The following is a 13,900-nucleotide window of genomic DNA, read 5'->3' as shown; positions in this document are numbered from 1 at the left end:
GATTACGCCAACTCACTGGCCAGACGGGCCAGTAGTAGTTCGCCATCTTCTTGTTCGAGAAGATCGTGGGGCGCCGTGATGCTGACGACACGCAGGGAAATGTCACTGACCTCCGGTGCGGAAAACAACTCGGCGACCCGGCCCAAGCGTTGCTTGACGGTCTCCAGGCCCTTGCCATCGGTATGGGGAAGCATGATCCAGAAGTACTCTTCGGTACTTCGAGAGCAGCGGTCTGTTTCCCTGACGGTTTCCTTCAACCGATCAGCCACGCTATCGATGAAGGCATGGCCGTGGTGTTCACCCAGGCGAGTCAACGTACCGGCCAGGTTGACGAAGCGCAGACCGAGCAGTGAGAAGGCAGGCGTCTGGTAGCGGCGTACGACCTGCATCTGCCAGGTCAGCAGGTCATAGAAATCCTTGCCACCTAACAGATTGAGTCGACCGAAGTGATGGACCGTTTGATCGCTGAACTCCTGGCGGCAGCGGAAACGGCCGGCCTCGGCCAGGCGGAAGTCTCTGACCTCGCGTACTCGCAACTTGTCAGGCGTGTGTGACAGGCCGCAATCCAGGCAGCGCGCCTGCACGTCGGCATCGACAAAAAACGCCTGACATGACCGACAGCGATAGTTCTCCATAGGGCGGTCGTAATCACTGCCGATATGGCGCAACCGGTTCAAGCAGTTGGGGCACAACAACACACCGTCTTTGAGAAAGGATTCCTGTGGCCCCACATGCCCACAGGTAAAGCAGTGCAATGAAGGCTGCCGTGAAATGTCCAGGGCCTGACATTCGGCACACACATCAATGTAATTGAGCCGGCCCGAGCCACACTCCGAACACAGGCGAACGCGATCGACCAGAACCCCCTCCTCCAGCCAGTCCTGTTGCACCATCAAACTGAGCCAGACAAACGAGTTGACCTGTTCGTTATCAGCCAGGGCATCCAGCAACGGATAGCGATAATGCTGAGGCACCTCCGGGTCTCGAAGGGCATAGATTTGAGCGTTGTCGCGCAACCACAACCATGAAAGCACCCGACTTTCAAAACGCTCGGGGGCAGAACCCCGTTTGAACAACCGGTAGCGTTCTTGCCACACCCCCCAGAGCGTTCTTATCTCGCTGGATTCGACAGGGCACGCGCCATCACCCAAGGCTTCACACCAGCCGTTCTGATCACGGCAACAGTAAATGAGGCTGTAGCGATAAGGGTGAAGGGTGCGCAACTTGCGAAGCACTCGCCCGGAATAAACCGCTGGCAGGTCCAGCAGCACCACATCAAATGCGGGTGCAGCCAACAAGCTGCCCAGATCGGCGAAGTGCTCAAGCTCCGGAAGATTCAAGCTTGGAACTCTATTACCCAGTATCGCAATCCGTGGATTTGAAGTCGGCATGACGCATGGCCTCTGCAGACAGACAAGTACGGTTAAAAGGAGTTAGAAACACTAGCACCGCATCGGAAATGCGTCAGTATTATTATGAAGTTATTTTCTTGATATATCGGCTGCCAATATTTCGCCATTAATCTTAATTGGATCCAAACTTGCTGATTGCGCTGCAGCCTGGCATAGCGGCTGATCGCCGCCAAAGTATATTCATATATATTTCATCAAGTTATACACACTAAGTAACTCAAGAATTACAACTATACTCACTACTAGTTAATGGCCACCATTGATAGCGTTGCGCCATTGAATGGTATCAGCGGTTAATTCCCATTTACGCCAATTCCTTGCAGCTACCGCCTATATATTAATAAGTTCAAGGTATTTTTATACCAAAATTACCCACTTATATAACCAGAATAATCATGCAGTAGTTACACAAGCGAAACATCCTAGTTTCAATAATGAACATTAGATCAAATCTGACAATTTTTTACTCGGAACAAACCTCTCGAAGGCAACCCCGCAACCAGCGATGCACAGGGTCGGCATCCAGCCGCGGATGCCAGAGCATGGCGACGGTAAACGCCGGAAGAGACAACGGCAGTGCAAAGCTGTGCATGCCGGTGCGCAGGCTGGCGGTGTGGCGTTCGGGAACGCTGGCGATCAAATCAGTGGCCCGGGCGAGCGCCAGCGCAGTGGAGAAGCCTGCAACGATTGTTGCTATGTGCCGCTCCAGTTCCAGGAGCTCAAGGGCTCCATCAATGGGTCCCTTGTCGAGCCCCCGCCGAGAGACGCTGATGTGGCTGCCTGCCGCATAACGCGCGGGGGATATCTCGCCTTCGCTCAGCGGATGCCCCATTCGCACGACGCCTACAAAACGGTCGCGGAACAAGCCTTGCGTACGCAGCTCCGGCCCAGCGGTCTTCCCCACCACACCCGTTTCCAGATCGACCGTCCCGTCGCGCAGTGACGCGCTGTCTTTGTCGGGTTTGTGCATGAAGCGCAGCCGCACGCCAGGGGCTTGCTCGGCGATGCGCGCAATCAGGTCCGCACCAAAATTCTCGACAAAGCCTTCACTGGTGCGCAGCGTGAACGTGCGGTTCAGCTGGCTGAGATCGGGTTGCTCGGCAGGCCGAAGGACCGCTTCGGCGTCCTGCACCAGTTGACTGACCCGCTCGCGCAGTTCGAGCGCTCGCGGAGTGGCAACCAGACCGCGCCCGGCCCTGACCAACAGTGGATCGCCAGTGGTTTCACGCAATCGCGCCAGCGCCCGGCTCATGGCCGACGGGCTCAGGCGCAAGCGCTTGGCGGCGCGCGCCACACTACCTTCGGCGAGCAGCACATCAAGGGTGATCAGCAAGTTGAAATCGGGAGTGGACATGTTGCGCCCCGCGGCAGAGTGATATGGCGTTGAACGCACGTATCAAGTGCAAACGGTGCGCCTTACGCCATGTTAGGCCGGGGCGTAGATTTCTGATAGCTCCGCTTCGGGAGTGGCCAGAAAAGAGGAACAGCATGAAATCACTCAGTGCAATCGCAGAGCGTGCGCAACAGACACCGTCGGTTCGGTGGGCCCTGGCCAGTCTTTCGCTGTCGATGCTGCTGTCCTCGCTCGGTACCAGCATCGCCAATGTGGGTTTGCCGACCTTGGCCCAGGTGTTCAACGCCTCCTTCCAGCACGTGCAGTGGATCGTCCTCGCCTACCTTCTGGCGATTACCACTCTGATTGTCAGTGTTGGGCGGCTCGGTGACATCACTGGCCGTCGGCGGCTGCTCTTGGCCGGCATCGGTTTATTCACGCTGGCGTCGGCCCTGTGCGGTTTGGCGCCCACACTCTGGATGCTGATTGGCGCCCGGGCACTACAGGGAATCGGTGCGGCAATCATGATGGCGCTGACCATGGCCTTTGTCGGCGAGACCGTGACGACGACGAAAACCGGCAGCGCCATGGGCTTGCTCGGGACGATGTCGGCGATTGGCACCGCGATGGGACCGTCGCTCGGTGGCCTGTTGATTGGCGTGTTTGGCTGGCAGGCGATCTTCCTCATCACCGTACCGCTGGGCTTGCTGACGCTGGTACTCGCGCATCGTTACTTGCCCGCCGATCGCCAGAAGCCCAAGACCGATCGCGTCGGCTTCGACCCACTGGGCACGTTGCTGCTGGCGTCGACGCTTGCCGCTTATGCGCTGGCGATGACCCTTGGGCGAGGCAGTTTCGGTCCGTTCAACATCGCCTTGCTGTTGGGGGCGGGCTGCGGCGCCTGCCTCTTTGTGTTCGCCGAGGCTCGAGTCACCTCACCGTTGATTCGATTGGCGATGTTCCGTGATCCCGTGCTCAGTGGCAGCCTCGCCATGAGCCTGCTCGTCGCGACCGTGATGATGGCGACGCTCGTGGTCGGGCCCTTCTACCTCGCCCATGGGCTGGGGCTCGATGCCGTTCTGGTTGGACTGGTCTTGTCGGTCGGGCCGTTTGTCGCGGCAATGACGGGGGTGCCCGCAGGCCGTATTGCCGACCGCTTTGGCGCCCAACGCATGACCCTCGCCGGGCTCACGGCAATGGCGACTGGATGCCTCACGCTGTCGGTATTGCCGGAGACGTTCGGCATCGGCGGCTACATCGGCCCCATGGTCGTGATAACCATCGGCTATGCCCTGTTCCAGACCGCCAACAACACGACAGTCATGACGGATGTTCAGCCGGACCAACGGGGCGTCATCTCCGGCATGCTGAATCTGTCGCGCAACCTGGGGCTCATCACCGGGGCGTCCGCCTTGGGCGCGGTGTTCGCGCTCGCATCGACCTCGGTCGACATTGCAACGGCGCGACCCGAAGCGGTTGCCAGCGGTCTGCGGATCACCTTCGCCGTGGCGTTGGTGCTGATCGCTGTCGCACTGGCCATCGCGCAGGGAAGCCGCGCGCTGGCAGTGCGTCGTGACCGCCGGTAAGCCGACAGGTCGTTTACTTTTCCAGCACTACCAGCGGCGTGTCTTTCTTCACAATGTACGTCGCCAGCTCCGACGCTTTGTTCGCGCCGATATTCTTCGCGACGTGCGCAGTGCCTGCGGGGATGTACAAGGAATCGCCAGCCTTGAGCGTTATAGGAGGCTGACCCGCGAGTTGATATTCAAACGTGCCTTCAATCACGTGGGCCACTTCCACGCCAGGATGAGAATGCTTGGGTGATACCACACCCGGCTCAAAATCAACGAGAACCTGGATCACTTCACGACCGGCGACGTCGAGGTCCTTGCGCAGCAGATCGGTGCGATGAAGGCCCGCCTGCCAGCTTTTTGCTGGAGGCGCCTCTTCAGCTTGAGCGAGGCCCGCGAAGGCAGTGAGTGCCGCGGCAACGGCGACGCCGAGCATGCCAGCGGAGATACGGTTGTTGAAACGGGACATGGCATTTCTCCAAGGGGTGCGCGGGAATGACGCGCGGAGGTTGCCGCGGGTGCGGTGGCTCTATTCAGAGGCCGCCGTGTATCGCGCAAGTGTCGCCAATGCCCTGGATTTGTATGCGAAGTTAGCTGCAAGCGTGCTGGATACGTTCCGATACAAACGGACCCCGCGGACACGAAAAAGCCCGCACAAGGCGGGCTTTGTAAATCGAGTAGGTGGCCGGTGCTGGTCTCCGGCTTACAAGGTTTATCAGGCTTCCCACAGAACAGTTTTGTGCTGTCCTGCTTCACACGGCATAAGGGCTGGATCTCAGCGCGGAGATCTTTCTAACCGTGTACCCTTCGGAACGCGCCCCACGTTTCCTCGCCATCCGCTTGCGCATCAGTCTGCGTCTTCACCTACAACTTCAAGAGTAGTACAAACTCCAAAGCGCAAGGCGGGCTTTTTAGAACGATTTTTTCCTGTAGCAAGCGTGGCAGGAGGGAAAAATGCTATCGCCAGTGGTGCACCTCAAAACTACCCCAGTTGAGCCTGGATTTTTTCCACTACGCCTCGCATCGCTGGCAAGTAGCGGCGAGCGGCTTCCTCAACGGGCATAGCCTTGGCAATGTAGACCAGATTCAGGCAACCCATCACTTGGTCCGCGTGCATCACCGGGATCGCAATGGCGGCAATTTTGCGTTCCTCGCCCCAATGGGCATTATTTTCGCCATACCCCTTGCTGAGCGTGTGCTCCACCAACCGGTCTACAAATCGGCGGTCGGCAGCCAGTGCCGATTGCGCATCTTCCCGACTGATCAACAACTCAATCAGCTCTTCTCGCTCTGCGGGTCGGCAATACGCAAAGTACGCGCGCCCGGTCGCGGTCATCAGCAAGGGCAGACGCCGGCCGACCATGGATCGGTGAAAAGACAGGCGACTGAAACGATGGGTGGTCTCGCGAATCACCATGGCGTCACCGTCCAGCGTGCACAGGTCGGTGGGCCAGACAACTTCCTGCAGCAACTCGCCGAGCAAGGGGGCGGCGATTGAGGAGATCCATTGCTCATCGCGAAAACCTTCACTGAGTTCGCGAACTTTCAACGTCAGTCGATAGCTGTCATCCGACTCGCTACGCCGTACATAACCTTCGGCCTGCAAGGTCTCCAGCAGCCGCCGAACCGTGGTGCGGTGCAGCCCGCTCTGCTCCGCCAGTTGCGCGGTGCTGGCGCCGCCGTCGAAGCGGTTCAAGCCATTGATCAGTGCCAGACCTCGCATCAGGCCACGCACGGCTTTGTATTCGGTCTCGCTCATAGCTAAGCCCTTTATTCTTGTAAATCAATCATGTGCACCCAGTGCACACTAACAAGGGTTGTCATTGTCGACCAGCCTTGTGATTTCCATACTGCGCCCAACAAGAAATCCAAAAGCGCTGTACGGAGATGACCATGAGTTCTGCACCCACTCCTTCCACATTGGACCTGACCACCGACGTCGCCATCGTTGGTGCCGGACCTGTCGGCTTGATGATCGCCAATTACCTGGGCCAATGTGGTGTGAACGTCACCTTGGTGGAAAAGCTCGACAGCCTGATCGACTACCCCCGCGCCATCGGTCTGGACGACGAAAGCCTGCGTACTTTTCAGGCCGTCGGACTGGCCGACAACGTGCTGCCGCACACCACTCCCTGGCACGCCATGCGTTTCCTGACCCCCAAGGGTCGCTGCTTTGCCGATATACAGCCCAAGACCGATGAGTTCGGCTGGTCGCGCCGCAACGCCTTCATCCAGCCCTTGGCCGACCGCGTACTGTTCGAAGGCCTGCAGCGTTTTGACAACGTCAAGGTGCTGTTCGGCCGTGAGCTCGAAGGCTTCGAACAAAGTGACAACGCCGTGGTGCTCAACCTCAAGGATCAGAACGGTCGCGGCGAGCGTCTTCAAGCCCGCTATCTGATCGGTTGCGACGGCGGCAACAGCCTGGTGCGACGCAGTCTGAACATCAGTTTCGAGGGCAAGACCGCGCCTAATCAGTGGATCGTCGTCGACATCGCCAACGACCCGCTGAGCACGCCCCATGTTTACTTGTGCTGCGACCCGGTGCGCCCTTACGTTTCCGCCGCCCTGCCCCACGCTGTTCGCCGTTTCGAGTTCATGGTCATGCCCGGCGAGACCGAGGCCGAACTGAGCAAACCCGAGAACATGCGCAAGCTGCTGGCCAAGGTGCTGCCGAATCCGGATCGCATCGAATTGATCCGCAGCCGCGTCTATACCCACAACGCTCGCCTGGCCGGTCGGTTCCGTGAGGGCCGGGTGCTGCTGGCCGGCGATGCCGCGCACATCATGCCGGTATGGCAGGGCCAGGGTTACAACAGCGGCATGCGCGACGCCTCCAACCTGGCCTGGAAACTGTCACTGGTGATCAAAGGCCTGGCCGCCGACAGCCTGCTCGACAGCTATGAACAAGAACGCCGCGACCACGCCAAGGCGATGATCGACCTTTCTGTGCTGGCCGGCCACGTGCTGGCACCGCCCAAACGCTGGCAAGGCACTTTGCGTGATGGCGTGTCGTGGCTGCTCAACTATGTGCCGCCGGTCAAACGCTACTTCGTGGAAATGCGCTTCAAGCCGATGCCGCAATACGCCCAGGGCGCCTTGATCGTACCCAGCGAAAAAGGCTCACCGGTGGGCAAGATGTTCATTCAGCCCCGGGTACTGACCGAAGCTGGCAAAACCGTGTTGCTGGATGAGGTAATCGGCGAGAACTTCGCGATTATCGCCTGGGGCTGCGACCCGACCTGGGGCCTGACGGCTGCACAGATCGATCAATGGCAAACACTGGGCACGCGTTTTATCCAGGTACTGCCGGACGTCCAGCTCAAAGCCGCCAGTGACGTCAGCCAAGGTGTGATCCGCATCGGTGACAGCACCGGCCGCCTCAAGGAATGGTTCGCCCGCGGCTCTGCCTCTATCGCCCTGGTGCGTCCGGATCGCTTCCTTGCCGGCCTGGCCATTCCGCAAACCGTCGGCCAGGCCTGTGATGAATTGGCCCTGGCGCTCAAGGCACTGCCGCAACCCGAAGTGGCGATCCCCGCCAGCAAGGTGGCCTGACATGAGCGCCTATCTGCATTGCCTTTCCCACACGCCGTTGGTGGGCTACGTCGACCCGACGCCCGATGTGCTGGCCGAGGTCGATGGCATGATCGCTGAGGCCCGTGAGCGTATCGCCCGCTTCGAGCCGGAGCTGATCGTGCTCTTCGGCCCCGACCACTACAACGGCTTTTTCTACGACGTGATGCCGGCCTTCTGCATCGGCATGGCCGCCCACGCCATCGGTGATTTCGACACCGCCGCCGGCCCCTTGGACGTGCCCAAAGCGCTGGCCGAATCCTGCGCCCAGGCGGTCCTGGATGCCGGTGTCGACGCCGCCGTGTCCTATCGCATGCAGGTCGACCACGCGTTCGCCCAACCGCTGGAGCTGTTGCTGGGCGGCTTACAAGGCTGCCCGGTGATTCCGGTGTTCATCAATTCGGTCGCCGTGCCGTTGCCCGGCTTCAAGCGTTCCCGCCTGCTCGGTGAAGCGATTGGCCAGTGGGCGCAGTCGCTGAACAAGCGCGTGCTGTTCCTGGCTTCCGGGGGGCTGTCCCATCAACCTCCGGTGCCGGAACTGGCCAGGGTCGATGCGCGTATGGCCGATCGACTGATGGGCAGCGGTCGCCAATTACCGGCGGATGAGCGACAGGCGCGCCAGCAACGAGTGATCCAGGCCGCCCGGGATTTCGTTGAAGACCAACGCAGCCTGCATCCGCTTAATCCCGCGTGGGATCAGCAGTTTCTCGACACCCTGGAACAGGGCCGCCTGAGCGACCTCGATGCCCTGGGCAATGACGAACTGTCGGCACTGGCCGGCAAGTCCACTCACGAAGTGAAAACCTGGGTCGCCGCCTTCGCTGCCCTTCGCGCCTTCGGCCCATATCAGACCGAAGGGCGCTACTACCGTCCGATTCCCGAATGGATCGCAGGCTTCGCCGCCCTTGGCGCCCAGCCGCGCAACAACAACCACTGAATCCGAGGAACACTGCCATGACTGCCACTGAATCCGCATTCACCGAAGCCTCCACTAGCCGCTTTGCACACATCAAGGAAGGCGACCTGGACCTGCAACTGCATTACAACGACGTCGGCCAGGGAGAAGAAACCGTGGTCATGCTGCACGGTTCCGGGCCCGGTGCCAGCGGTTGGGCCAACTTCCATCGCAACATCGAACCGTTGGTGGCTGCCGGTTACCGAGTGATCCTGATGGATTGCCCGGGCTGGAGTAAAAGCGACCCGGTTGTTTGCGACGGCTCGCGCTCAGACCTCAACGCACGAGCGCTCAAGGGGCTGCTCGATGTGCTGGACCTGAACAGTGTGCACATCGTTGGTAACTCGATGGGTGCCCACAGTACCGTCGCTTTCGCCCTGGAAAACCCTGAGCGCATTGGCAAACTGGTACTGATGGGCGGCGGCACCGGCGGCCCCAGCGCCTTCGTGCCACAGCCCACCGAAGGCATCAAGTTGATCGGCGCGCTGTACCGCGAACCGACCATTGAAAACCTGAAGAAGATGATGAACGTCTTCGTCTTCGATGCCAGCAGCTTGACCGACGAACTGTTCCAGACCCGCCTGGACAACATCCTCGCGCGCCGCGACCACCTGGAAAACTTCGTCAAAAGCAGCACCCTCAATCCAAAACAGTTCCCGGATTTCAGCCACCGCCTGCACGAAATCAGCGCCCAGACGCTGCTCGTCTGGGGCCGCGAAGATCGCTTCGTGCCCATGGACACCGGCCTGCGTCTGCTCGCCGGCCTGCCCGATGCACAACTGCATGTGTTCAATCGCTGCGGCCACTGGGCCCAGTGGGAACACGCCGAGACCTTCAACCGCATGGTCCTGGACTTCCTGACCCACTGATCACCGAGGCTGACATGACCCTGACTCAACACACGCTGGAACGACTGGCCGCTGACCTGCGCCATGCCGAGGCCAACGGCGAAGCCATCGCCCCTCTGCGCGAACAGATTGGCGAAGACAACGCCGAGGCCGCTTACACCATCCAGCAGATCAACGTCGCTCACGCCGTGGCCAACGGCCGTCGTGTGGTCGGCCGCAAAATCGGCCTGACCAATCCCAAGGTTCAGGCGCAACTGGGCGTCGACCAGCCGGACTTCGGCACTCTGTTCGCCGACATGTGCTACGGCGACAACGAAAGCGTGCCCGTAGGTCGCGTACTGCAACCGAAGATCGAGGCGGAAATAGCCTTGATCCTCGAACGCGATCTGCCCCGCGCCGACACCACGTTTGCCGACGTGATGGCGGCCACCGGCTGGGTCGTCCCGGCACTCGAAATCGTTGGCAGCCGCGTGCAGGGCTGGAACATCCGCTTCGTCGATACCGTGGCCGACAACGCCTCCAGTGGCTGCTTTGTATTGGGTGGCCCGGCTCGACGTATCGATGGACTCGACCTGCGCCAGGCCAGCATCCGCATGACCCGCAATGGTGAAGAGGTCTCCAGCGGCAGTGGCGCCGAATGCCTTGGTCATCCACTCAATGCGGCCGTCTGGCTGGCTTGCACCATGGCTCGTTTGGGCGATCCGCTGCGTGCGGGCGACATCATTCTCACCGGGGCACTCGGGCCGATGGTGCCGGTCGCTGCCGGTGATCGTTTCGAGGCCGAGATCGAAGGCATCGGTCGGGTTGGTATTGGGTTCACCGCCGAGTGATCGGCGACTTGCGTGCAAATGAGGCAACAACAATGAACAAACTCAAAGTCGCCATCATCGGTTCCGGCAACATCGGCACCGATCTGATGATCAAGATTCTGCGTAATGCCAAACACCTGGAAATGGCGGTCATGGTCGGTATCGACCCGGCCTCCGACGGCCTGGCCCGCGCCCAGCGCATCGGGGTAGCCGTGACCCATGAAGGGGTCGAGGGCCTGACCCGCATGGACGTTTTCAAGGACATCGAATTCGTCTTCGATGCCACCTCGGCGGGCGCCCACGTGAAGAATGATGCGTTCCTGCGCTCGATCAAACCTGGCATTCGCCTGATCGACCTGACCCCGGCAGCCATCGGCCCGTACTGCGTGCCGGTGGTGAATCTGGAACAGAATCTGGATCAGCTCAACGTCAACATGGTCACCTGCGGTGGCCAGGCGACCATCCCCATGGTCGCAGCCGTATCGCGAGTGGCCAAGGTGCACTACGCCGAAATTGTCGCCTCGATCGCCAGCAAATCCGCTGGCCCTGGCACTCGCGCCAACATCGACGAGTTCACCGAAACCACCTCCAAGGCCATCGAAGTGATCGGCGGTGCGGCCAAGGGCAAGGCGATCATCGTGATGAACCCGGCCGAACCGCCGCTGATGATGCGCGACACGGTGTTTGTGCTGTCCGAAGCCGCCGATCAGGCGCTGGTCGAAGCCTCTATCGTCGAGATGGCGGCCGCCGTACAGGCTTATGTGCCGGGCTATCGCCTGAAGCAAAAAGTCCAGTTCGACGTCATCCCGGAAGACGCGCCGCTGCACATCCCCGGCCTCGGCAAATTCTCCGGCCTGAAGACTTCGGTGTTCCTCGAAGTCGAAGGGGCCGCCCATTACCTGCCGGCCTACGCCGGTAATCTCGACATCATGACCTCCGCTGCCTTGGCCACCGCCGAGCGCATGGCGCAGTCGATGCTGAACGCCTGAGGAGACCGACATGACTTTTAATCCCGGCAAAAAACTCTATATCTCCGACGTGACCCTGCGCGATGGCAGCCATGCCGTTCGCCATCAGTATTCGCTGCAAAACGTGCAGGACATCGCCCGCGCCCTGGACCAGGCGCGCGTCGATAGCATCGAAGTGGCCCACGGTGACGGCCTGCAAGGTTCCAGCTTCAACTACGGCTTCGCGGCGCACACCGATCTGGAGTGGATCGAAGCCGCCGCCGACGTCATCAGTCACGCCAAAATCACGACCTTGTTGTTACCTGGCATCGGCACGGTGCATGACTTGAAAGCGGCCTACAACGCCGGTGCCCGGGTGGTGCGCATCGCCACCCATTGCACCGAAGCGGATGTGTCGAAACAGCACATCGAGTATGCCCGCGAGCTGGGCATGGACACCGTCGGTTTCCTGATGATGAGCCATATGATTCCGGCCGAGCAGCTGGCCGCGCAGGCCAAGTTGATGGAAAGCTACGGCGCGACGTGCGTGTACATGGCCGACTCCGGTGGCGCGATGAACATGCAGGATGTGCGGGACCGTTTCCGTGCGTTCAAGGCGGTGCTCAAGCCGGAAACCGAAACCGGCATGCACGCCCATCACAACCTGTCACTCGGTGTGGCCAACTCGATCACTGCCGTCGAGGAAGGTTGCGACCGCATCGACGCCAGCCTCGCCGGCATGGGTGCTGGTGCCGGTAACGCGCCGCTGGAAGTGTTTATCACGGCCGCCGAGCGCCTGGGCTGGAACCATGGCACCGACCTTTACACGCTGATGGACGCCGCCGATGACATCGTTCGTCCGCTGCAGGATCGTCCGGTTCGAGTCGACCGCGAGACGCTCGCGCTGGGTTATGCCGGCGTCTACTCAAGCTTCCTGCGCCACGCTGAAATCGCTGCGGCCAAGTACGGCCTCAAGACCCTCGACATCCTCGTCGAACTGGGTAAGCGGCGGATGGTCGGCGGTCAGGAAGACATGATCGTCGACGTTGCGCTGGATCTCTGTGGCGAGGGGGCTTGCCCCCGTTCGGCTGCGAAGCAGTCGTAAAACCTGACAAGAAGCACCACACCGACTGACCGCCCACGCAGCGGTCGGGCGGCCCTGCTTTGCCCATACAACAATAAAACGGGTACTACCCATGACTGCGCTAAAACTGACAACACCGTTGCAAATGACGCGGACCATCGGTCTGTGTTTCCTCGTGGCCCTGATGGAGGGCCTTGATCTGCAAGCCTCCGGGATCGCTGCCCAAGGCATGGCGGCCGCTTTCGAGCTGGATAAATTACACATGGGCTGGGTCTTCAGTGCCGGAATTTTCGGCCTGCTGCCCGGTGCGTTCCTGGGCGGCTTGCTGGCTGACCGCATCGGCCGCAAACGTGTACTGATGGCGTCGGTGGCCCTGTTCGGGCTGTTCTCGCTGGTCACGGCCATGGCCTGGGACTTCAACAGCTTGCTGGTTGCCCGTTGTCTCACGGGCGTGGGTTTGGGCGCCGCCTTGCCCAACCTGATCGCACTGACCAGTGAAGTGGCTGGCCCGCGCCTGCGCGGCATGGCCGTGAGCCTGATGTATTGCGGCGTGCCGCTGGGTGCTGCGGTGGCGGCCAGCATTGGCATCGCTCAATTGGCCGGTGGCTGGCAGATAGTGTTTTACGTGGGTGGCCTGGTACCGCTGTTGATCGTGCCTCTGCTGGGGCTTTATCTACCGGAATCGGCGCAGTTTCGCAGCGTCCAGGACGCCGCGCCCATCGGCGTGGTCCGGGGCCTGTTCCGCGAGGGCGCAGCCCTGCCGACCGCAATGATCTGGGTGAGTTATTTCTTTACGCTCATGGTCGTGTACATCTTGATCAACTGGCTGCCCAGCTTGTTGGTCGGCCAGGGTTTCAGCGGCCGCGAGGCCAGTTGGGTGATGTTTGCCCTGCAGCTTGGCGCTGCGGTCGGTACCTTGCTGCTGGGCTGGGTGATGGACCGACTGTCAGCCTGGGCCCTATCCGCACTGATCTATATCGGCATTCTCGCTTCGCTGACCGCTCTGGGTATGGCCAGCCACCTGGAAAGCATGCTGGCAGCGGGTTTCGTCGCGGGCTTTTTCGCCACCGGCGGGCAATGCGTGCTGTATGCCTTGGCGCCGCATTTTTATCGCCCGTCTGTGCGCGCCACGGGCGTGGGCAGCGCGGTGGCCATCGGCAGACTCGGCGCAATGAGCGGCCCGCTGGTGGCCGGCAAGATGCTCGCCTTGGGCACCGGCACGGCAGGGGTGATGCTGGCTTCGGCGCCAGGGATCGTCATCGCCGCAGTGGCGATGTTTTACCTGTCAGTGCGCCGCAACGGCGCTCAGCCTGACTGACAACTTCCGCGTAACACCCCGTGCCGGAAACGGTGCGGGTTCACCCCCAACAA

The 13,900-nt window shown here is 60.7% G+C and carries 12 protein-coding genes; 8 read left to right on the top strand and 4 right to left on the bottom strand.

Features of this window, described 5'->3' with window-relative positions:
* Positions 1 to 2 precede the first annotated feature (2 nt).
* Both ACA079_RS13145 and ACA079_RS13140 read right to left on the bottom strand, forming a co-directional pair.
* Positions 3 to 1,340 (bottom strand): TackOD1 domain-containing metal-binding protein, encoded by a 1,338-nt coding sequence (locus ACA079_RS13145; RefSeq protein ID WP_497703823.1) that lies wholly within the window; start codon positions 1,338 to 1,340, stop codon positions 3 to 5.
* A 535-nt stretch (positions 1,341 to 1,875) separates the two neighbouring features.
* On the bottom strand, positions 1,876 to 2,766 hold the full coding sequence (locus ACA079_RS13140) for a LysR family transcriptional regulator (protein WP_497703822.1): 891 nt from the start codon (positions 2,764 to 2,766) through the stop codon (positions 1,876 to 1,878).
* Between the two features lie 134 nt (positions 2,767 to 2,900).
* Between ACA079_RS13140 and ACA079_RS13135 the strand changes: the two genes are divergently transcribed.
* Positions 2,901 to 4,331, top strand: a complete 1,431-nt coding sequence (locus ACA079_RS13135; RefSeq protein ID WP_497703821.1) for an MFS transporter — start codon at positions 2,901 to 2,903, stop codon at positions 4,329 to 4,331.
* Positions 4,332 to 4,344: 13 nt separating this feature from the next.
* Here the strand turns inward: ACA079_RS13135 and ACA079_RS13130 are convergent, their stop codons facing one another.
* Together ACA079_RS13130 and ACA079_RS13125 are read right to left on the bottom strand one after the other, a co-directional pair.
* Positions 4,345 to 4,785 (bottom strand): cupin domain-containing protein, encoded by a 441-nt coding sequence (locus ACA079_RS13130; RefSeq protein WP_497703820.1) that lies wholly within the window; start codon positions 4,783 to 4,785, stop codon positions 4,345 to 4,347.
* Between the two features lie 513 nt (positions 4,786 to 5,298).
* Positions 5,299 to 6,075 carry a DNA-binding transcriptional regulator gene (locus tag ACA079_RS13125; RefSeq protein ID WP_497703819.1) on the bottom strand — a complete coding sequence of 259 codons (777 nt, stop codon included), beginning with the start codon at positions 6,073 to 6,075 and terminating at the stop codon, positions 5,299 to 5,301.
* Between the two features lie 134 nt (positions 6,076 to 6,209).
* Here ACA079_RS13125 and ACA079_RS13120 point away from each other — a divergent pair, with 134 nt between their 5' ends.
* From ACA079_RS13120 to mhpT, 7 genes are all read left to right on the top strand, one after another.
* Complete coding sequence (locus ACA079_RS13120; protein ID WP_497703818.1) at positions 6,210 to 7,868, top strand: bifunctional 3-(3-hydroxy-phenyl)propionate/3-hydroxycinnamic acid hydroxylase; 1,659 nt, start codon at positions 6,210 to 6,212, stop codon at positions 7,866 to 7,868.
* 1 nt (position 7,869) lies between these two features.
* Positions 7,870 to 8,823, top strand: coding sequence for a 3-carboxyethylcatechol 2,3-dioxygenase (gene mhpB, locus ACA079_RS13115; RefSeq protein WP_497703817.1), 954 nt, complete (start codon positions 7,870 to 7,872; stop codon positions 8,821 to 8,823).
* Positions 8,824 to 8,840: 17 nt separating this feature from the next.
* The gene (locus ACA079_RS13110) at positions 8,841 to 9,710 is read left to right on the top strand and encodes an alpha/beta fold hydrolase (RefSeq protein ID WP_497703816.1); all 870 of its coding nucleotides are present in this window, start codon (positions 8,841 to 8,843) and stop codon (positions 9,708 to 9,710) included.
* 14 nt (positions 9,711 to 9,724) lie between these two features.
* Positions 9,725 to 10,519 carry a 2-keto-4-pentenoate hydratase gene (gene mhpD, locus ACA079_RS13105; protein ID WP_497703815.1) on the top strand — a complete coding sequence of 265 codons (795 nt, stop codon included), beginning with the start codon at positions 9,725 to 9,727 and terminating at the stop codon, positions 10,517 to 10,519.
* Between the two features lie 32 nt (positions 10,520 to 10,551).
* Entirely contained in the window at positions 10,552 to 11,487 is a 936-nt protein-coding gene (locus tag ACA079_RS13100) for an acetaldehyde dehydrogenase (acetylating) (protein ID WP_497703814.1), read from the top strand.
* A gap of 10 nt (positions 11,488 to 11,497) precedes the next feature.
* Positions 11,498 to 12,550, top strand: coding sequence for a 4-hydroxy-2-oxovalerate aldolase (dmpG, locus tag ACA079_RS13095; protein ID WP_497703813.1), 1,053 nt, complete (start codon positions 11,498 to 11,500; stop codon positions 12,548 to 12,550).
* Between the two features lie 91 nt (positions 12,551 to 12,641).
* A complete protein-coding gene (gene mhpT, locus ACA079_RS13090) occupies positions 12,642 to 13,847 on the top strand; it encodes a 3-(3-hydroxy-phenyl)propionate transporter MhpT (RefSeq protein ID WP_497703812.1) in 1,206 nt (401 codons plus the stop codon).
* Positions 13,848 to 13,900 lie beyond the last annotated feature (53 nt).

It is taken from the genome of Pseudomonas sp. LBUM1645, from assembly GCF_059716185.1.
Note: the sequence above shows the minus strand (reverse complement) of the source record. Positions and strands in the feature narration are given on the sequence as shown.